This is a genomic window from Streptomyces sp. NBC_00203, assembly GCF_045206325.1.
In the GTDB taxonomy this organism is placed as follows: domain Bacteria; phylum Actinomycetota; class Actinomycetes; order Streptomycetales; family Streptomycetaceae; genus Streptomyces; species Streptomyces lutosisoli.
Window position 1 is genome coordinate 1 of sequence record NZ_CP108126.1, and the last position, 18,853, is coordinate 18,853.

Genomic DNA, 18,853 nt, shown 5'->3' on the forward strand with positions numbered 1-18,853 from the left:
TGCAGCGCTGGCGCGCTGCATAGATCGCGAATTGCGCAAGCGCAATTCGGAATTCCCGCGTAAACGCGGGAATTGAATTCCGCAAGCGGAATTCTGACAGGACGTCAATTCGCGCAAGCGCGAATTGAAGGAGTCCCGCAAGCGGGACTCCCGAGGCTGGCTACGAGGGGAGGTGCATCACGTGCGGGACTGTGTAGCCACTGGGAATCCCAGCCGTCACCGCCGCAACGAAGGTGACGGATCGTCGGCCTGACGGGGTGCCGGCCCCACCGTAGTGACGGGCTCCGCTGCGCTCCACCCGAACCCTCCCCAACTCCTGAACCCGTCCGAGTCGAGTTCACTGATGCCCTGTCAGCGTACACGCCAACCTGCCTCAGTGGTACAAAATCCGCCGATTCTTCACTCGAGATATCGAACACATCATGCGGATTCTGCATCACGATGATGCTCTGTGTAGAGTTTGGGTCCTGGCAGCACCACCCTACTCCGTCCCAAAAACTACCGGTGGAATGCAGAATTGCGCCCCCATATCGGGACTTCCGTTCTGTGGCCGAGCAACTCAAGGGCGTGTCTGATGCCGGTCACACACCTGGAGGTGACAAGACTGCGGCCCCCGCGCCAACGGAGGGCACACGGCGGGCCGCACCGGACCCGGGCCAACGGTTCGTGCGAGTACTGCCACCGCAGTCCGCCGACTCACTACGGTCAGCGCATGGCCAGTGACGGTGTAGTCGTGGACGAGGCAGTCCGCGCAGCATGGGACTCGTACCGGATCTTAGAACAGCACGTCAGAGAAGGGGCGTCGGCAGGCGCAGCAGCGCGTCCAGGCCGCGATGGACACCTACGGCCGGGAGGAAATGTCCCGGGGCTCCGTCTTCCTGGTGGGCGTGCTCACCGCGCACATCATCGGCCAGCAGGACGGCGTTGAGGAGGACCGCCTCGATCCGCTGAGTGATCTGATCCCGGCCGTGATCCGCAGGCTCCCCGGCTTCGAACTGGCCGACCCCACCCAGGTACCAATGGTCACCGGCGTCCTCATGGCCGCATCCATGGGCATGGACACCGTGGCCTGGCGCGACCAGTTCGGGACGATCCCACCGAAGGAAGCCCTGGTACACAACTTCGTGCTTTGGCTGCTCGCCGACCTCTTCGACAGCCTGGTCGAACAGCCCGGCGCCACCGACCAGCTCATGCGGGAGACCTTCAACTCCATGGCCGCCGACCCCGGTTGATACCCGGACAGCGCCCCGCCGCCGCAGCGGCGACCACGACTGGCTCTGTACGCGAGAACGGGCTGTGACTCTCGTTGCGTGGAGCGTGACGCTGCGTACACGACGCCGTGGGCAGCGCAAGGCTGTTGTAGTCGCCGGGAGCCGCCGCTATCTAGTGGTCGCCGGACATCTGCGCAGTTCAGCGATGGTCTCAGTCGTTGAGGCACGTGAGGCACGACCTCATGCGGTCCGAGGCGAACCGTGGGCGAGGCCCGGGGCTTATAGTCTGCGGCGAGAAGCGGGAGCGCGAGAGATCGCGTCGGGAGTGGGGGACTCATGACCTTCGACCACGGACGGGTCGCGGCCGCCACCGCGGGACTGGCACTCGCAGCCAGTTTGGGCCTGGCGGCCTGCAACGACGGTTCCGGTTCGGCAGCGAGTGCGAGCACCGCGGCTACGGCTGCCCGGAGAGCGTCGGGATCCGTAGCGTCCTCGGCCTCGGCCACACCGACGGTCTCGCAGGCGGCGACGGCATCCGTCGGCCCGACCGCGGTGGCGAGCACCTCTCCGGCCCCCACCGCCAAAGCGATGGCCGGCGCCACCCGGCCGACGGCAACGCCGAGCGCCTCCACTGGCGTCCCCGCCGCGTGCAAGAACCTGGCGGTCCAGGCCGACGTGAAGTCTGCAGTGACCCAAACCTGGGAGCACGCCAAAAGGGTCAGCCACATCCAGCCGAAGCCCGGCAACTTCTACTACGGCAGCTGCGGCACCACGCTATATGCAGCCGCCCGCTTCGAAGCTGGTTCCGGCGCGACAGGCGACGACCGGGTCCAACTCCAGGACGAGGGCTCGAGCCTGCAGTTCTTCCGGTTCACCCCCAACACAGGGTGGTGGTTCGTCGGCTCCGACGCTTATCCGGCCACCGATGACTGCTCGCGGTTCGCGCCCGTCGCCCTGGCACGCCAGTGGAACTGCTCCTGAGCGGATCCTCACCCGGCGGCCGAGCAGTGCGGCCCTGGCGCGGGTGCAGTACATCTTGACGGAGTCAGCCCAGACGGCTGGGCGTCACTGGGCGTCAGCGAACACCTCACCGAAGACGACCAGTTGTACGTGACTGTGAGCTGACTCCTGCACCCATGCAGGTGCATCATCGGCAGCGCCCTGGGACTGTTTTGGCAGCTCAGGATGTAGTTTGGTACTTCCCGAGGGCTCCGCAACTGATCAGCTTCGTCGAACAGTCATCGGGAAGTACGACCGCTGTGTGGATACAACTTGCCCGATGACCGCAGCGCCCACGGCCGTCCAGCGGCAGACGCTGTGTGCCAGGGATGCATGGACCGGTGGAGCAAGGAGCCCTAGAACGCCCAAACCGAGCATTGCCACTCCTGTCTCGTAGGCAAAGCTCGACCATCCGTACAGGCGCTTCCAGACATACAGGTCCATCGCCTGGTTCTCCGCGAACGCCACTTCGTCTGCCCCGAAGTCTCCGAGCCACTCTTCGACGTCTCCCCTGCTGTAGAGGTAACGCCGTGCTCACAGAGCGAGCTGGATCCCCATCAGCAGGGTGACCGAAGCCGCTGTCAGAGCCAGCATCGCTGGCCCGGCCACCGGAACCGCGCGCCGTCAGCTCCCGCCACACCGATCGTCGCAATGGCAGCGCCTGCGAGGAGCGGAGCAGCAACGAACTGCGTCGCCTCGGCAGCAGGCCGCGAACCGTGCGGGGCCAGCCTTGCCCAATAGCCTCGCGGTACACCTGACACGATGCCCCCTTGCTTCCTTTTCTGTCTCGCGATGTCCACCTTCGCGAAGAGCCCAGATGACCGGAAGCCAGGAACCCCAAACAGCTAGTCAGGCTTCCACGTACGCGACGATGACCACGGTGCGCAGGGCGGTGACGTAGTAGATGACACGGACGTCGTCGACATCGTCGGCGTACTCGCGCAGCTCGGGGTGGGAGCCGGGGATCGGGCTACCGAGGTCCGGGGCGACGGACAGCGCCGTCAGGGCTCGGTCCAGGGCGTGGATCTCGGCTTCGTCGGTGATGGCTTCGATCTGCTTGGCGGCGGCGTCGGAGAAGAAGATCCGGGCGCGGCTGCGTGCGTGCTTGGCCATCAGGCCACGTGCCCCCGCTGGGCGTGGAGCCCGGCGAGCTTGCGTTCCCGGAGCTCTTCCCAGGGGACACAGTCCTCGACGGCGGGCAAGCCGTTGGCAGCGATGTCCTCGAGGACGGCAGCGACCTGGTCGGCCTGCTCGCGCTTGCGTGCGGCGTACGCGCGCAGCGCCTGCGCGCCCTCAGGGGTCAGCGGCTCGCGGCCCGGGGCCGGCTGCGGGACGTCGTGCTCGCTCATCGTGAGGCTCCTGCTCTCCTGCTTGGGATTCACGGTAGCGCCCATCGGGTCCGGGGCACTCCGTCCGGACGAAAAATGGTCCGGCCTTGGATTCCCTTGGGCCCGCCCTACATGGATCAGTGGCGCTCGAACCGGGGTACCGGGTGGCTGTAGTCGGCGGACTTCATGTGGTCGCAGACGGGTTCTCGCTGGGTGAAGGCAGCGCCGGTCTCGCGGGCCAGGACGGGGAAGAACTGCTGCGCCTCGGGCGACTGCCCGGTCGTCGTCCAGTGGTAGTCCTGCGCGCCGCGCATTGCGCGCAGGACCAGGCGCCGCCCCAGGCCCTGGCGCTGCCAGTGGTCCGCAATGGAGATCTTCGCGATGTGGCCGCGGCGGCAGGACGTGCAGGTGTGCCAGGACAGCACCGCCGCATCCCAGCCCGTCGGGTCGCACACCCGCAGCACCTCGAAGTCCCCCTCACAGGCTGCCGGGTAGTACAGCCACAGCTGCTGCCGCGACGGGTGCCGCAGGAGTATCCACTTCCATTGCCGGTCGGTTAATCCCTCAGGCATTGTCATGACTCCTAGAACGAGACGTCGAAGTAGTCGATGTTATTGAGGCTTACTTCGAGGTTTTCGGCGCGGCGTCCGCCGTCCTTGAAATACACCTCCTGCAATCCCTCGGCGACGATGTCGCGCATCTGCTGGTCGCTGGCGCCTTGGGCTCGGCGTCGAAGAGGCGCTGCGCGTACTCCGGCGGGAGGTGGACGGTCAGCCGGCGGAAACGGCCGTCGTCGGTGGTGCCGATCGGCGCGGTGTAGCCGAACTGGGCGCGGGTCTCCACCGTGATCCCGGTGGAGGTGGCGGCCTGCTTCCGTCGGCGCTTGCGAACCAGGGGCTGCCACCGGACCGCACCGCCGCGTCGATCTTGTCGGCGATGGCCTTGGGTGGGTGCTTGCGATCGCCCTTGCGGTAGCGCTCCACCGAACGCTGCCGATCTGGCCCTTGAGGGTCTTGGGCGGCTCGTGGGTGAACGACTCCCGGTCAGCGCGCTCGATCGCGTACTCGATCTCCCCCACGGGTTACTCCCCTTCGTCCAGGACGGCGTCGCCGCCCTTGATGTGGCGGGCCGGGTTGTAGCCCTGCTCCATCAGGTCGACCGCCCACAGCATCGATTGCACACCCTCCAGCTTGGCCAGGCCCGGCGTCGGCCCGAGACGGAAGCCTCCCGGCTGCGGCTTCCCGGACGCCGCGTAGGGCAGGAAGTCGAGGGGGCTGTCGCCGGGGCTCGGGTAGACGACGCAGTCCGACAGCACCGCGAGCGGGAACAGGCCCGTCATCTTCGCCATGTTGTTCAGCTTGCGATGCATGTTCACCCGCGCCTTAGAGATGACCGCAGCCCGGATATCGGGCCGCCAGGTCGGGCGCTGCATGGCCGGCCACGGGTCGCCCTCCCTGTAGCCCTTGCCCTGAGGGTTCTCGAACAGCTTCCCGATCCCGCCCTTCACCGTCGCCTTGATTTCGGCCAGAACTGCGGCCATGGCGGGGTCGACCTGCTTGTGCCGCTCCATCGCCGCCAGGAACTCCGCGTCCGACAGGTCCTTGGTGACGCCGAGGTCGGCAAGCGTGTCGACGTAGGCGGTCTTGAGGCGGTCGTGCCACGGGTCCAGATAGGCGCCGGTCTCCCGGCGCAGGTACGCCTCCAACGGCTGGACGTTGAAGCCGAGTTCCTGCGCGTAGGTCCTTCTGCGGGCGTCGGTGGGCCGAGACACCTACACGGTCAGGCCGCTCGGGCAGCAGCGGAACCGAAAACGTCGTCAAACGGGTGGGCGTGGTGGGTGCTGACGAGGTGGTAGGCGCCGCTTGAGTGGCGGAGGGCGTGGTCGGTGTAGTGGAGGACTTCGGCGGGGGTGAGGACTTTCAGGTCGCCGAAGACGTAGTAGAGCGGGGTTGGGGCGTGGACGGCTGTGAGTTGGAGGCCGGCGTTGATGGTGGTGGTGCTGATGGCGTAGCGGTTGGTGCCGGTGCTGGGCATGTGGTCTTTGGCGTCGATGGTGACGATGTCGCTGCCGCGGGCGGCGATCAGGTCGGGGAACTGTCGTAAGGCAGAGCGTGTGCGGCGCAGGGCTTCGCGGACTGCGCTCGGGTAGGTGCCTTGTCCGCAAGGGTGGACGGTCCAGCCTCTGGCGCGCAGGGCGGTAGCTACTCGCTGTTCGTGTAGGTCTCCCACGGTTTTCCGGTCCTGCCACTGCGTCACGGCGGGTTCCTTTCCTCTCCGTCGAGTCCGCTTGGGTGATACGAACTGCATGCTTTTCGTACCCCTCCCTTTTGGCTATGATGCCGCACATGGCGGCATACGTTGACCCACGCTTTCGTCCTACGCTCTGGCCTGGAACCCCTGTTCCCGCCCCGGAGTTGAGTCCCCTCGCCGACGCAGGGACCGAGGGAGAGTGGATCGTCTGGACCCCGCAACTCCGCTCCCCCGGCGAGCGGACCGTGCCGCTCCCAGAGGACTTCTACCTTCGCGAATTCATGGAGCTCGACCCCGCCGACCTGGATGCGATCGCTGACACGATGCAGACCTACGGACATCTGGGCGGCAGCGTCGGCGCGTTGAGCCTCGATGTGGAGGGATACGAGCACTACAGCGAGCTGGCGAACAGGCTCCACCCCGAGTACGGTCCGTTCGCCCTCCACGGCGAGCTGGCGACGCTGTTCGTCTCGGAAGCCCAGGACGCCATCGCCACATGGCTGGCTCTCCGCCACGAGGGCGGGCTGGACGCACTCGTCGAAGCCGAGGCCACCGAAGAAGAACTCGCCCGGTGGCAGGCCGCAAACAGCCACAAGGAAGAGACCTGGCCACGCGACCTGGACCACATGCGCAAGGAGCTGCTGAGCCTGAAGATCAGCGACCTGACCAGTACCCTCAACTCGGCCCTGGAGCCGTTCAGCATCGGCATCGGCAGCCTCGAAGACCGCTACCCCACACTCCTGGCCGTGGCGTTCCTGCAGCTGTACAACCACCTCGCCGAGGACGCCACCATCCGCGAATGCGCCAACGAGACCTGCCGGCGGCCCTTCGTCCGCCAGCGCGGCCGGGCCGAGTACGGGCAAAACCGCACCACCGGCATCAAGTACTGCACCCGTGAATGTGCCCGAGCCCAGGCCCAACGCGAACACAGGCGCCGCAAGCGGCAGAACGCATCCGCCGATCCAGCCGACCGCCCCCACACGGCTACGCCGCACGCAGCACCCGGCATCTCTGGGAAGGAGGCATCGTGAATACCGCGAATGTCCTCCGCCCCCACCAGCGTGAAGCCGTTGCCGCCCTTGTGCGCGGTCTCGACATCCCGCCGGACGGCATTCCAGCCAATGGCCTGCGCGGACAGGTGCACGCCGCGTGCGGAACGGGAAAGACCCTCATCGCCGCCGCCGCGGCGAGGCGGCTCGCACCCAAGGGGCGCACGCTCGTGCTGGTGCCGACCCTGGACCTGCTGGCGCAGACGGTGAAGGCGTGGCACGACGCCGGGCATGCGGGGCCGGCGGTTGCGGTATGCAGCCTCACCGACGACCCCGACCTGTGGAACCTGCGGGTGCGCTCCACCACCAACCCCGTGCAACTGGCCCTGTGGCACGGCTCCGGGCCGGTGACCATCTACGCCACCTACGCCAGCCTCGGTGTCCTCGCGGAAGCCTTCGAAGGCGTCTACGGGCAACAACTGGCGCCCGTAGACCTCGCAGTGGTGGACGAGGCCCACCGAACGTCGGGATCGATGGGCAAGGCGTGGGCAGACATCCACGACCAGACCGTCATCCCGGCGCACCGCAGGCTGTACCTGACGGCCACGCCGCGGATCTGGGAGGAACGCCTCAACCGGGACGTTGCCGAGGGGGTGCGTGATCCGCTGCCGCGGGAGATGGCGGCTTCCATGGACGACGAGGCCGTGTTCGGCCCGGTGCTCTACAAGCTGTCGCTGGCGTCCGCCGTCTCGCGGGGCCTGCTCGCGCGGTACCAGATCATCGTCCTGGAGCTCCAGGACCCGGTCGTCACCCCGGAGCGACTGATGGGCGAGGACCGGCACACCGAGGAGGTGCGCGGGCAGCGGCTCGGGGCGCTCCAAGCCGCGCTCTTGCACACCATGGCGCAGCACGACCTGCAGACCTGCATCACCTTCCACCACCGGACCATCGAGGCCTCTGCGTACGCAGAGGGCTTGGAGCGGGTCGCGGCAAAGCTGCACGCCGACCGGCCGGAGAAGTACCCGGCGAAAGTCTGGGCGGACTGGCTGTGCGGGGAGCACGTTCCGGAGCGCCGGCGGGAGGTGCTGGCGGGGTTCGGGTCCACCGCGCAGCGGGCCGTGCTGAGTAACTGTCGTGTCCTGGGTGAGGGTGTCGATATCAGGGCGGTGGACAGTGTCGCCCTGCTGGACCCGAAGGGCGCACCGCACGACATCGTCCAGGCCATCGGCCGGGCGCTGCGTCAGAAGCCCGGACAGGGCAAGCTCGCCTCCCTGATCGTGCCGGTGTTCCTCCAGCCAGGAGAAAAGCCGGAGGACATGTTCACCTCCGGCTCGTACCGGCCTTTGGTGAAGGTATTGGAAGGTCTGCGCGCTCACGACGAAGAGGCGATCGAGCTGCTCGCGATTCCGCAGGAGCCGCAGAAGGATGTCGCGCAGCCTTCCGAGTACATCGGTCCGCCGCCCGAGGAAGGCGAGGATGAATCCCGCCTGCTGCTGCGCTTTGCGGCTCCACGCGACCCGGTGATGGTCGCGGACTGGGTGTCCTTCAACGTGATCGACACAGAGAAGCAGGACTGGGCGCGCGGCTGGGCGAACCTGAAAAAGTACACGGAGCGTGAGCATCACGCCCGCGTGCCGTACGGGCACAAGGAGGGCGCGTACCCCCTTGGACAGTGGGTCGCAGAACAGCGACGCGCCTACGGAGCCGGACAGATGACCGGCCTACGCGCCCGCCGACTGGAGAAACTCGGCATGGTCTGGTCGCTGGCGGATGAGCGGTTCCAGGAGAACCTGGAGGCCGCGAGGGCGTACTACGACCAGCACTGGACGCTCTGCGCGCCCCGGACGGCGACGATGCTGGACAGGCCGGTCGGGCAGTGGATTTCGAACATGCGCCGCGCGGGTGCGCTGGAGGGCCACCCAGAGTGGGAGACGGCGCTCAACGAGATCGATGAGCACTGGAACCCGGCGTGGCCGGCCGACTGGCAGCGGCACTACGCCGCACTGCGGGAGCTGGTGCGCGATGAAGACCAGGCCGACGTCCTGCCCGGTGTCACCGTGCACGGGATGGACGTCGGACGGTGGCTCCAGAAGAACCGTCAGCACGCAGTCTGGACAGGGCTGATGGACGGGCAGCGCGAGCTCCTGGAGGCAATCGGCGTCGTACCACTGCCGCCGGAGCAGGAGACGCCCGCAAAGGCCCCCAAGGCGGCCTCCGGGGCCTTCGAGAAGGGCGTAGCGGCCCTGGCGCAGTACAAGGCGCGTACGGGCTCTGTGGGGCCTGTCAGTCGCTCTCACGTTGAGGTTTTGCCGGATGGGACTGAGGTGAAGCTGGGGGTGTTTCTCTCGAACACGAAGTCGAGGCGCGGGAAGCTCACTGCCGACAAACTCCAGGCGCTCGCCGAACTGGGACTCGACTGGGCAGCCGTGGAAGGGGCAGCGTGATGAGGGCAACCGACGAAACTCTGTGACCTGCGACTTTCGGAGGTTTCGCGGGTGAAGATCCCGTGAGATTGTCTGGGGATTCACAGGAGCTGGCCTGCCCCCTCCGTCGCTGTGGCGGCTGGCCGCTCCCGGGCAAGCTTGTGAATCTCGCGATTGCTTCCCGGCTCAGCCCCAGGTTTCGCCGCTGACGAGGGCGGGGCCGAAGTGGCGGGCAGCGATGGAGGCGATCGCCGGCACGGCACCGTCTTCTGCCGCGTGCTTGAAAGTGTGGACGACGCAGGTGCGTATCGGGTGGACCGGCCCGCCGGGCGCCCAGGCGTCGTTGGTGGCAAGGGGCCGGTTCTGCGCCCGGGTGAGGGCGAAGCAGACCAGCATGGTGCGGTGGTCTTTGAACTGGAAGTGGTCAACGATGGCTCGGTTGCCGAAGTCGAGGCAGTCGAAGACGACGGCGACATCCTCGTCTCCGTACGGTGCCTGCTGCAGGGCTGGCAGCACATCAAGGATTGCGTCACTGCGCGCGAGCAGCCGGGCCTGCTCGTGCGAGTCGCCCCACGGCGGCGGGTCGTTGTCCTGGAACTGTTCGGGGACCTCCTCTGAGCGCAGCAGCGTTCCCGGGGCCGGGCGGTCCCAGCGGGCCTGCCCGCTGACGCTGCCCCAGTTGAGGCACGCGTTGACGCAGAGCTCGCCCGCGATCAGTGTCCAGGGTGTACGGACCACACGCTGACGCGCCAGGTCGACCACAAGGCGGCCAAAGGCCTCCCGGGACAGCAGACTCGGCTCCGCGGGTGCGATGAAGGCGTCGGTCCAGATTCCCATGCGACTGGTTGTAACAACCTGAATCCCCCGGGGCCAGCGAAAATCAGCGGTCCCCGGGAGACAGGCGTCCCCGACCTGCGGACGGGGACGCGGAACAGGTCCCTCGTTGGTCACCGTGTGGCTGACCGTTGTCAGCGGAGTTGGGTGACCGCGAGGGACTGACCGGCGACGGCTGGATTGGCTGAGTCGGCCGAGGGAGGCATCGGGCAGTCTTTTCAAGCCGCTGACCTGCGGGGACTTGTTTGCTGACACAGAAGGCCATTCGACTCGGTTCGATGGCACCCGGACAGTGGCGATCAGGTACGCGACACCGACTGGACGTCCGCCCACGTTTCGTCACCCATCGGGGCGCATTTCGTCACCACCCCCACCACGGGGGCCGGCCGCTGGCCAGCTGGGAGGAAGCCCCCTGCCGGGGCATCGGAAGGACGAGGGCCGGGGTCATCCCCTGATGGCGAAGAAGATCGTGTCTTGCGTGTACAAGTCGAGATTCTGGCTGGCGTAGATCCATTCGTCGTGCTCGAACTCCAGTCGTTCGATCAGGACTTGGATGTCGTACGTGAAACCGTCGTCCATCCGGTCCAGGACCGCGCGGTAGGCATCCGCGGCCGGCTTGGCCTTGGCCAGCGGAAACATGCCGATGTGCGGGCCGTCCACGGGATACGGGATGTGGAAGGGAATCTCCTTGGGCGGCCCGGCAAACAGATAGCCGTGCGGCAGCAGATCCGCACTCACGCCCAGGCGGCGCAACTCGTCGTCCATCAGGCCGAAGAAGGTGGAGGGCTTGGAGTACACGCCCAGGTCGTAGGGGTCAGACCCGGTGAAGTCGATGATGTGCTGAAGGGCCCGGTAGTAGGCGCCGGCCGCGTACTCAGCGTCCGAGCTGGCGTGGCCGGCTATCAGGTGGTCAAGCGCGTCCGGGACGACAAGCCCAAGTCGATGCCCTGACCGTCGAGTTCGCGCTGGCTGGCTTGTGCCCGCTCGCGCATCATGCCGACAGTGCGCTGCTGGCCAGAGGTGAGCTTCCCCGCCGCCCCGAGAAACGCCACGACGTCGGCTCTATCGGCAGTGGAGAACGAGATGATTCGACTCATGATCACCATGCTGCCAGCCACCACTGACAAGGAACCCGGCAGACAAAGGTTCCCGCGCGGTCGGCCGCGGCCGACCGCGGCCGTCCGTTGGCCGGCGTGGGCCAGCCCCCTGCCGGGAGCTGGGACTGAGCAGGGGCCCGGGCCCCTGACGGGCCCTCACTGGAGCGTGTAAAGGCCCAGCACTAGCGGGGCCTGCCGTTGGCCGGCGCGGGCCAGCAGCAGGGCACCCGGGCCGCCGTCGGCGAGAGAGTACCCCCGCTGCTTCTCCTGCTGCGAGCGCCGCATCCGCGTCCCCGTCAGTCGCCGCGCCGAGCGTTTCGGGGACATCCCCACCACGACCAGGATGGAGTTCACCGGCACGGATCCCGCAGGTCTCGAGCCGGTCGAAAGGTGTGTGTGCCACTCCCGCTACCGGGGGGGGCGAGCTCGCCGCCGGTGCCGTCACGAGGCTCGGCGGCCTCCGCCAGCTCGCCGGCGGACTCGGGGGTCAGACGGTAGAACCCCTGGAGACTGACCGATCGTTCGAGACGGCCGTCCACCACGTATTTCAGACCGCGGGTCTGGCCTCGACGGTTACGCCAGGTAAGCCTCGCCAGAAGATCGCCGGGGATCGGCGTATCGAAGCGTACGGGCGTCGCGTCCACGTGCACTGCCGCAGCACCGCAGCCGCCGGCGCCGAGCATCGACCAGTCGCCGTGCCCCGGAAACGCCGGGTCCTGCCACGTCGCGGGCGCGGTACCGCAGCAGTCACGCCGCTCCAAGTCGATCACCCGCATCCGGCTCACCACGAACACGACGCACCGGTTGACGTGCAGCGCGTACACCTCATCCCCAACACGGGCACCCGACCAGGCGGGCAGGGAGGAATGGACGCCGCTGAAGGCGACCGGCGGCCGCTCGCCCACGCGGCCCGTCTTGCGCAGAGCACCGCAGGTGTCATGGGTCCACAAGACGGTGAAGGCATCAGACATGCCGTGATCCTAAGAACGAGCACTGACAACCTTGACCGGGACAGCGCTCGTGGAGACTCCTTGCTCCAGGACGACGAGGTGGGTACTGGTCAGAAGTCCAGCGGCATGCCGTGCCCGGCTGGGGGTGGCCTGACCACACGGCAACCTCGCTCGGCGTCAACAACCACCGAGAGAGCCCGGATCCGCTCAGCAGCACGGCCGCAGCCAGCACCTCGCCGTGCGCGAGCCCGTGCCAGAACGGTTCGACAAACTCAGCCGCTCGTGGAGTACACGAGCAGGTTGTCGCCGGCGTCATCGAGGGCGATCCCCGCAGACTCGTTGAGGAGCACCGGGGCGATACCCGGCCGGGCAGGAGTGTCCTCACCCGTGCGGGCGTCGAGAACGAGGGGGCCATTGTCGGTGGTGCCGTAGACCCGGCCGTGCCAAGCCGCGGTGACCTTGGGAGCCACCCGGTCGGCCTGCTTGTCCGGCAGCTGCCACAAAACCTTGCCGCTACTGGCGTCGAGGCCATACGCGACCAGGCCCTGCGAGCCCGAGCCGTGGCAGACCAGCACGCTCTTCTCGTCGTAGACGCAGCTCGAGCCGGCCAACTCAGCCGGCATCTCCCATTTCGTGGCGCCCGTGGCAGCGTTCAGGAGGCGGTGGTAGCTGGCGCCGCTGCCGTAGTCGCGTCCCTGCGCAAGGACGAGGCCCGGGCCCGCCGCATACACAGCCAGCTCATAGCTGTCCCCGCCCAACCATCGACGCCTGCCCGTCGAGGCCTCGTACCCGACAGCCCGCTCATGGACGAGGTCGTCCGCGGTCGTGCCGGCCACGACACCCCCGGCGACGGCGGTGGCCCGGAACCCGTCCTGCGTCCACACCCGGCGATGAGCCGCCAGATCGATGCCATAAGTGACGGCGTCCTCCCCCGCAGACACCATGACGGCGCCCATGGCCTGATCGGCGCCGACGGCAGTCGCGGTCAGATCGTCGTACGTGGTGTCCGCCCAATCCGGCAGCCGCAGCGTCAACCGCCACAGCACCTTGGCAGTGTTCGCGTCGAGGCCGGTGACCTCGACCGCCTTGTGGCCGGCCTGCGTTCCGCTGCCGGACCGCTTCACCAGGAACGGGGTCACCACGGTCGGCTTGCCGCCGACGGTCACCAGCGCCGGCGCCACTGCCGGGTTGTCATTGCCATAACTGCCGGTCTCCGACAGGGCCGCGCCCTCAGGCTCGACGGTCGCCGTGACGTGTCCGGTGGCCGTGTCGACGGCCTGGACATGGTCGGGCGCGGCGACGTACGCCGTCGCCTTGTACAGGGTCACCGGGATCGCGCTGTTGAGCGTGCCCCCCATGGTCAGACGTCCGGTGGTCGCCTCATCGGGCATCGGGCTGCCCGCCGCGGCGAACTTCGCGGGCGGGTCGTGGACGGGGCGCGGCGCCGCGGCGGGTTTACTGGGCGCCGTCCACGGAGCGTCGTCGGTGCCCGTCGCGCTGTCCTTGCCACTTCCACACCCTGTCAGGGAGCAGCCGACGAACGCCGCGGCCAGGATCAACCGCCTTGCGCGGCGGACTAATTGACTGTTTCTCATGAGATCCCCGTTCCTCCTGTCACCAACGGGTGATCACCCTAGTCCGCATCCGTCACACCCCCTAAGGCACGGGCCCCGGCATCCCGCACCGCGCACGTCAGCGCGCACGTGCTCCGCCTGGGGAACCGACGGAATCCTTTGACCTGCTGATTCGTGGGTGGCGGTGGGTGAGGGTCCCGCGCTGATGTGCGGAAATCCCGGCAAGTCTACGGGCGGGCCGGAGGTCTCAAGTTGGCGACGTCCGCGGCGGTGTCCCGCCAGTCTGGGAGCTTCTCTCCTCTTAGAAATGCTCCCAAAGTACGCACCGCCCGATCGGCGAAGCTGTAGGCCCATACCATTTGTCTCAGCTTGTCGTCTGCATACAACTCGCTCCCAGCGAATCCGAACCAGGCGGTCCCAGCGAAGATTTCGCCGTGGGCGTTGGCCAGTGTGTATCCGTTGATGAGAGTGAAGTAGCAGCCCATGCTCTCCTGGAGGTCCGGGCCCCCAGGCAAGCGGATCAGGGCTGTCTCTGCGTTGCGGCCGAATTTTCTGATCAGAGCTGCGAAGTCTGGATCAGCCCCTTGCTTGCGGTCCTCCATTGCCATCTCCAACTCCCGCTGGAGGTGCACGAGTTGCAGGAGCGCTTCCTCTCCGAGCGTGATCGCTCTCTGCTCTCGGCGATCACGGGCGGCGTACTTGGCCGTCTGCCACTGCTGAACCCATCCAGCGCCGACGGCACCGCCTGCGCCTAATGCAGCACCGACCAAACCGAACACGCCCACAGCCAGTTCTGTGTTCACAGGCTTATCGTCTCGGCGCTTCATGAGGCCGTGGGGGCATTCCGTCACTTTGGGGGGCAGCATTTCGTCGGTGGCCCGATGAGCGCACAGGGAGAGGACACGGCGATTGAGGATCGCCTTGTCACCGCGTGTGCTGCGGAGCGGGCGATGAGGACCGGGAGGAAGACAGCTTCCGGCCCGGGTATCCGCGACAACTGCACCGAGATCGATAGCGCTGTGCGCGTCTCATGGCCCCGGCACTAGATTCGGGGTCCATGTCGCCTCGTTTTCCCCGAGTTGAAGCCCTTCTGGGCGGGTCGCTCGAACAGGTCACCTACTCACAGTTCGCCTCCCTGGTAGGTAACCCGGATGCGAAGGAAGACGAAGATCTCGACTACAAGGCTGCGCACTACAGCGCCGATCAGGCGGGTCGGACCGAGTTGGCAAAGGATGTCGCGGCCCTGGCAAACGGGATCGGCGGCGTACTGGTTCTCGGGCTTGCCGAGGACCGGCGGTCCCTCTTCCCCACCGCTGTGACTCCGGTGGAGCTCACCGACGGGAAGCTGCGGCAGATCCGTCAGGCTGTCGCCTCCAACCTCCGGCCCACACCGCGGATCGAGTTGATCACTAAGCATGATCAGCCTGGTTCGAACCAAGGCATCTTGCTCATTGCCGTCCCGCGCAGTCTGGACGCACCGCATGCCGTCGTAGAACAGACCCGTCTGGCCTACCCACGGCGGGACGGCAGTACCACCCGGTGGCTGACCGAGGCCGAAGTCGCCACGGCCTACCGCTGGCGCTTCCAGCAGTTCGCCGACCGTCAGGATCGGATCGTCCGGGTCGACCACGACGTCGAAGACGCCGCCGAGCGCCTGCAGGCGTCTGGCCACGAGGTAGGGACCGAGCCCGTGCTGACGGTCTCACTCGTGCCCGATATCCCTGGGGACATGGTCATCGACCACGCGAGTGTGCAGCGCGTCAGCACACAGGAGGTGGCCGCCGTCCCTCTCCTGGGACGCACTGCGCCGACGTTCCACCACACGATGGTCGGCGCGCGCCGCATCGTCCTCTTCGACGACCGCCCGCCCGCCTTCGTCGCCGAACTGCACTCCGACGGATCGGGAGCTTGGGCAACACGTGCTCTCCTGCACACCCTCCCTGAAGACGACAGCAGTCCCTGGGCCTTCGGCGCCGACACCGACTCCATCGTCACCCTCGTCATGTCGGCTCTGCACCACCTCGCCCAGCACGCGGTCACCCGCACTGGTGCTGCCGGCACGGGCACCCTTCGCGTACGGCTGGAGAGCCAAACGCCTGTACAGGGCGGTCCCATGCGGCTACCGAACGCGCCCCGCGCACAGGCGATCCACCTCGCCCACGAGGCCCTCGTCCCGCAGGAGAGGGGCGTGCGGGTGAGCACCACCGCTCACCGAAGCGCCGTCGGACAGGCCCACGCACTCCTCAACGACCTGGCAGACGGGGGGATCGGCCTCGTACAGTCCGCATCGCTGCTCATCAGCGACCTGTTCCAGCACTATGGGCTCGCCGAGCCCGCTCAGATCAGCCGCGACGGCGCGATCATCGCGAGCGGCTGGTCCGAACCCGAACGGGCCCGGATCAGCGCCTGGGCACAACAAGCCTCCATTCCAGTGACCTGATCAGCGTCAAGGGGCCGGCAGGTGCCTCTGTTTGCCAGGACCTGGCCGGACGTTCCGTGCCAGCGGGTCCGATGCGGACCCAACTTGTCAGGTGGGAACCCCAACGCGTCCCGGACCCGAGGCCGGGACCAACAACGGCTCCCCCGTACGGCGGTCGCCGCACGCGGCCCGCTGTACGGGGATGGCGGCGATGACCAGGCGCCGGGTCCGCCCGGCGTCGCGCGCGGCCCGCCGTCGCGCGCGATGCACCCGAGGCGCCCGATCCCCTCGCCCGCCGCCCGGGACCTGTCCACCCACCCACTTCTCTGTTCTTCCTGCTGTGGGGCGTGGTCCGGGGGCGTAGAGGGGATGTCGGCCTCCCGACCACGGCTGGACCAGCGTGGTGACCTGTGGGTTTACGGGCGCGTGTGGCGAAGAGCGCGGACGGTTGTCGGCCGGGTTGTCGGTGGGGATTACGGCCTGGTCCACGGAGGCGTTGTCGCTTCGTGATCGTGGTCGGGCCTTCGTGGTCGGTGGTTTGGTCGGGGCCGGCTGCTGCTGTGACCAGTACGCGCGGCGCCGGGCATGACGGTGCTGCACTGGGCGGGAAGCGAGCAGAGCCGTGATGATCGGCGTGGACGCGGGCAGCGGAGACCGGCTGGTGCTGGGCGTGCTGACGAAGTACCGGATGGCCACCACCGGGCAGATGCACCGGGTGATCGCCCCCGAGGTGCGCATCGAGCAGACCCGGCGGCGGCTGGCCAGACTGCGTGCCGAGGGGCTCATCGACCGCATCACCCTGCCGCAGGCTGGACGGACCCGGGTGTGGTTCCCCACCTCTTACGGCGTGCAGCTCGCTTCCGAGTGGCCCGAGATGCGCGGGCGCCGGCCGTCCAGGACCGTGTCCGATCCGACCGCCGTGCGGCTGAAGGCCGGCCACACGCTGACCGTGACCGTGACCGAGACCGCGCTCGCCTTCCTCGAGGACGCCCGCCGCCGCGGCGATGTGTGCGAGCCGCTGGACTGGCTGACCGAGGTCCACCACCCGATCGGGAGCGGCGAGGCCGTCATCCCCGACGCGCTCCTGTACTACCGGCGCGGCCCCGCCGACGGCGACAACGGGCCGATGCTGCGGGCGTTCGTGGAGGTCGACCGGGGCACCATGGGCCCCGAACGCCTCGCCGCCAAGCTCACCGCGTACGAGCGTCTCTACCGCTACGTGCCTGCGGTCCCGGGGCGCCGGCCGACCTTCCAGGACCCGGCGCTGGAGGAGTGGCGGCGACACTACCCGCTCTTCCCCCGCATCCTGTTCGTCCTGGACGGCACCGGACCCGCCGGTGCCGAGAACCGGATCGGCGCCCTGCGCGCCGGGGCCAGGCTGCTGGCGCCGTCCCGCTTCCTCAGTGATGTCCCCATCCTCGCGGCCTCGTTGGCCGACCTGCTCCAGCACGGCCCCTCCGCACCTGTATGGCGCCCCGTCCACGACCCCGACCAGCGAGTTCACTGGACCGGGCGCGCGTACCGGCAGACGTAGCACGCTGACCAGCCGTGGTCGGGAGTGAGCGCGCCGCGGCCAGACCCATGGTCGGGCTCATGGTCGGGGCCGTGGACAGGCCCTGCCGCTACCGGCCGCGCGGAGCGACAGCCCGGATCTCCGCCAGGACGACGCCGGTCACGGGGGCGCGGTGCACAGGGACGTACAGGCCCCAGTCGGCGTCCCCAGGCCCGTGAGCCAGTCCCCGGCCCACGGGCCTGAGGTCATCGACAGCTCACGGCCGCCGAGCGGGCCGCCCACGAGTCGTGTCGGCGACGCGTGAATCGTGACCCCCTAACGTGCTTCGGCTCATCGGATGTGCCGACGCACGGTAGGTGTCACCAACGGCAGCTGTGGACCTGCGTTTCCGCGTTGGTGAGGCGCCGTAGTTGTCACCGGATCGGCACGCTACTTGTCACCGGCAATGGGATCCGCAGAGCAACTGCCACCCGGACACACCACTGAAAGCACCGGAGGACACCTTTGGCTGTGCACGTGAGAATGGGAGTCGCTTGTCTACGACTTCGGGAGTCATTGCACACGCCACCGTCATGATCAATGTTGACGAGTTCGGGAGTCACTCACGAACCAGGCGGGCGTTGTCAGTGCCGCCTAGCCTCCATCGGCTGGCAATCGGGCCTCTGGCGGGCGGCCGTGCCGGTACGCGGCCACCTGGACGCTGTTTTCGGCGCCGGATGCGACCCGCGCATTAAGGGTTTCCAGGAGTTTCACGCGCTCCTCTTTCACCACCACACGCTCGTCACCTTCGGTAATCAGGGTGATACCTTTCGTGACGATCATGGTTCGGGCGAGACGGAAGTGGCAGGTGGACAACGGATGCGTGGGACACAACGCGTGGCGCGGGTGCTCGGAGCGTGCGCGGCGGCGCTGGCGCTGGCGCTGTCGGCGCCGGGTACGGCGCAGGCAGCCTCTGGCGTGCTGTTCATCGACAGGGCGCCCCACCAGGACCCGTCGGGTTGCTTCCCGCTGGGGGATTTCGCGCCCTCCGAGATTGCCAACTTCACCGACGGGGTGGCCTCTGTATGGTCGGGGCCCCTCTGCAACGGGCGGGTGACGCAGGAGGTTTCGCCGGGGGAGGTGGCAGTGGGTCTCGGCAGGAGCGTGTACATCGCCTGACAGCCCGGTGCTGGCCCCCGACCGCTGCACGGCGGTCGGGGGCCAGCACCGCGACAGCCCGACAGACTCCAACCGGCCGCCGCGGGCTCTTGCCCGAGCCCCACTGGA

At 67.9% G+C, this 18,853-nt stretch carries 18 protein-coding genes and 2 pseudogenes; 7 read left to right on the forward strand and 13 right to left on the reverse strand.

Features of this window, described 5'->3' with window-relative positions; genetic code table 11:
* The first annotated feature begins 857 nt into the window (after nt 1-857).
* Together OG975_RS00005 and OG975_RS00010 are read left to right on the forward strand one after the other, a co-directional pair.
* Complete coding sequence (locus OG975_RS00005) at nt 858-1,232, forward strand: hypothetical protein (RefSeq protein ID WP_406326499.1); 375 nt, start codon at nt 858-860, stop codon at nt 1,230-1,232.
* Nucleotides 1,233-1,547: 315 nt separating this feature from the next.
* Complete coding sequence (locus OG975_RS00010) at nt 1,548-2,192, forward strand: hypothetical protein (protein WP_406326501.1); 645 nt, start codon at nt 1,548-1,550, stop codon at nt 2,190-2,192.
* An 867-nt stretch (nt 2,193-3,059) separates the two neighbouring features.
* Here OG975_RS00010 and OG975_RS00015 read toward each other — a convergent pair.
* The 6 genes and pseudogenes from OG975_RS00015 to OG975_RS00040 all read right to left on the reverse strand — a co-directional run bounded on the left by OG975_RS00015 (nt 3,060) and on the right by OG975_RS00040 (nt 5,794).
* Nucleotides 3,060-3,323, reverse strand: a complete 264-nt coding sequence (locus OG975_RS00015; protein ID WP_406326502.1) for a type II toxin-antitoxin system RelE/ParE family toxin — start codon at nt 3,321-3,323, stop codon at nt 3,060-3,062.
* Nucleotides 3,323-3,559, reverse strand: a complete 237-nt coding sequence (locus OG975_RS00020) for a hypothetical protein (RefSeq protein ID WP_406326503.1) — start codon at nt 3,557-3,559, stop codon at nt 3,323-3,325. Before OG975_RS00020 ends, OG975_RS00015 begins: the two co-directional genes overlap by 1 nt.
* 116 nt (nt 3,560-3,675) lie before the next feature.
* On the reverse strand, nt 3,676-4,110 hold the full coding sequence (locus OG975_RS00025; protein WP_406326504.1) for a hypothetical protein: 435 nt from the start codon (nt 4,108-4,110) through the stop codon (nt 3,676-3,678).
* A gap of 11 nt (nt 4,111-4,121) precedes the next feature.
* Nucleotides 4,122-4,616, reverse strand: a pseudogene (tpg, locus tag OG975_RS00030) (telomere-protecting terminal protein Tpg).
* Nucleotides 4,617-4,619: 3 nt separating this feature from the next.
* Nucleotides 4,620-5,276, reverse strand: a pseudogene (locus OG975_RS00035) (transcriptional regulator); the annotation flags it as partial.
* A gap of 41 nt (nt 5,277-5,317) precedes the next feature.
* Complete coding sequence (locus OG975_RS00040; RefSeq protein WP_406326505.1) at nt 5,318-5,794, reverse strand: hypothetical protein; 477 nt, start codon at nt 5,792-5,794, stop codon at nt 5,318-5,320.
* Nucleotides 5,795-6,069: 275 nt separating this feature from the next.
* Between OG975_RS00040 and OG975_RS00045 the strand changes: the two genes are divergently transcribed.
* Both OG975_RS00045 and OG975_RS00050 read left to right on the forward strand, forming a co-directional pair.
* Nucleotides 6,070-6,819, forward strand: coding sequence for a hypothetical protein (locus OG975_RS00045; protein ID WP_406326506.1), 750 nt, complete (start codon nt 6,070-6,072; stop codon nt 6,817-6,819).
* The gene (locus OG975_RS00050) at nt 6,816-9,221 is read left to right on the forward strand and encodes a Helicase associated domain protein (RefSeq protein WP_406326507.1); all 2,406 of its coding nucleotides are present in this window, start codon (nt 6,816-6,818) and stop codon (nt 9,219-9,221) included. The genes OG975_RS00045 and OG975_RS00050 overlap by 4 nt, the downstream gene beginning before the upstream one ends.
* Nucleotides 9,222-9,386: 165 nt before the next feature.
* Here the strand turns inward: OG975_RS00050 and OG975_RS00055 are convergent, their stop codons facing one another.
* The 7 genes from OG975_RS00055 to OG975_RS00085 all read right to left on the reverse strand — a co-directional run bounded on the left by OG975_RS00055 (nt 9,387) and on the right by OG975_RS00085 (nt 14,458).
* Entirely contained in the window at nt 9,387-10,037 is a 651-nt protein-coding gene (locus OG975_RS00055) for a hypothetical protein (RefSeq protein ID WP_406326508.1), read from the reverse strand.
* A gap of 441 nt (nt 10,038-10,478) precedes the next feature.
* A complete protein-coding gene (locus OG975_RS00060) occupies nt 10,479-10,832 on the reverse strand; it encodes a hypothetical protein (RefSeq protein ID WP_406326509.1) in 354 nt (117 codons plus the stop codon).
* Nucleotides 10,833-10,936: 104 nt separating this feature from the next.
* The gene (locus OG975_RS00065; protein WP_406326510.1) at nt 10,937-11,131 is read right to left on the reverse strand and encodes a hypothetical protein; all 195 of its coding nucleotides are present in this window, start codon (nt 11,129-11,131) and stop codon (nt 10,937-10,939) included.
* A gap of 156 nt (nt 11,132-11,287) precedes the next feature.
* Nucleotides 11,288-11,485, reverse strand: a complete 198-nt coding sequence (locus OG975_RS00070; protein ID WP_406326511.1) for a hypothetical protein — start codon at nt 11,483-11,485, stop codon at nt 11,288-11,290.
* Entirely contained in the window at nt 11,482-12,102 is a 621-nt protein-coding gene (locus OG975_RS00075) for a hypothetical protein (protein ID WP_406326512.1), read from the reverse strand. Before OG975_RS00075 ends, OG975_RS00070 begins: the two co-directional genes overlap by 4 nt.
* Before the next feature lie 251 nt (nt 12,103-12,353).
* Nucleotides 12,354-13,676 (reverse strand): PQQ-binding-like beta-propeller repeat protein, encoded by a 1,323-nt coding sequence (locus OG975_RS00080; RefSeq protein WP_406326513.1) that lies wholly within the window; start codon nt 13,674-13,676, stop codon nt 12,354-12,356.
* A 206-nt stretch (nt 13,677-13,882) separates the two neighbouring features.
* A complete protein-coding gene (locus OG975_RS00085; RefSeq protein ID WP_406326514.1) occupies nt 13,883-14,458 on the reverse strand; it encodes a hypothetical protein in 576 nt (191 codons plus the stop codon).
* Nucleotides 14,459-14,685: 227 nt separating this feature from the next.
* Here OG975_RS00085 and OG975_RS00090 point away from each other — a divergent pair, with 227 nt between their 5' ends.
* The 3 genes from OG975_RS00090 (at nt 14,686) to OG975_RS00100 (ending at nt 18,745) form a co-directional block, all read left to right on the forward strand.
* Nucleotides 14,686-16,095 carry an RNA-binding domain-containing protein gene (locus OG975_RS00090; RefSeq protein ID WP_406326516.1) on the forward strand — a complete coding sequence of 470 codons (1,410 nt, stop codon included), beginning with the start codon at nt 14,686-14,688 and terminating at the stop codon, nt 16,093-16,095.
* A gap of 604 nt (nt 16,096-16,699) precedes the next feature.
* Entirely contained in the window at nt 16,700-17,608 is a 909-nt protein-coding gene (locus tag OG975_RS00095; RefSeq protein WP_406326517.1) for a replication-relaxation family protein, read from the forward strand.
* Nucleotides 17,609-18,262: 654 nt separating this feature from the next.
* Entirely contained in the window at nt 18,263-18,745 is a 483-nt protein-coding gene (locus OG975_RS00100; protein WP_406326518.1) for a hypothetical protein, read from the forward strand.
* Nucleotides 18,746-18,853 lie beyond the last annotated feature (108 nt).

Coding starts and splice junctions, on each gene's coding strand:
- OG975_RS00005 (WP_406326499.1), top strand. CDS start 858: ATGTCCCGGGGCTCCGTCTTCCTGGTGGGCGTGCTCACCGCGCACATC.
- OG975_RS00010 (WP_406326501.1), top strand. CDS start 1,548: ATGACCTTCGACCACGGACGGGTCGCGGCCGCCACCGCGGGACTGGCA.
- OG975_RS00015 (WP_406326502.1), bottom strand. CDS start 3,323: ATGGCCAAGCACGCACGCAGCCGCGCCCGGATCTTCTTCTCCGACGCC.
- OG975_RS00020 (WP_406326503.1), bottom strand. CDS start 3,559: ATGAGCGAGCACGACGTCCCGCAGCCGGCCCCGGGCCGCGAGCCGCTG.
- OG975_RS00025 (WP_406326504.1), bottom strand. CDS start 4,110: ATGCCTGAGGGATTAACCGACCGGCAATGGAAGTGGATACTCCTGCGG.
- OG975_RS00045 (WP_406326506.1), top strand. CDS start 6,070: ATGGAGCTCGACCCCGCCGACCTGGATGCGATCGCTGACACGATGCAG.
- OG975_RS00055 (WP_406326508.1), bottom strand. CDS start 10,037: ATGGGAATCTGGACCGACGCCTTCATCGCACCCGCGGAGCCGAGTCTG.
- OG975_RS00065 (WP_406326510.1), bottom strand. CDS start 11,131: ATGAGTCGAATCATCTCGTTCTCCACTGCCGATAGAGCCGACGTCGTG.
- OG975_RS00075 (WP_406326512.1), bottom strand. CDS start 12,102: ATGTCTGATGCCTTCACCGTCTTGTGGACCCATGACACCTGCGGTGCT.
- OG975_RS00080 (WP_406326513.1), bottom strand. CDS start 13,676: ATGAGAAACAGTCAATTAGTCCGCCGCGCAAGGCGGTTGATCCTGGCC.
- OG975_RS00090 (WP_406326516.1), top strand. CDS start 14,686: ATGGCCCCGGCACTAGATTCGGGGTCCATGTCGCCTCGTTTTCCCCGA.
- OG975_RS00095 (WP_406326517.1), top strand. CDS start 16,700: ATGATCGGCGTGGACGCGGGCAGCGGAGACCGGCTGGTGCTGGGCGTG.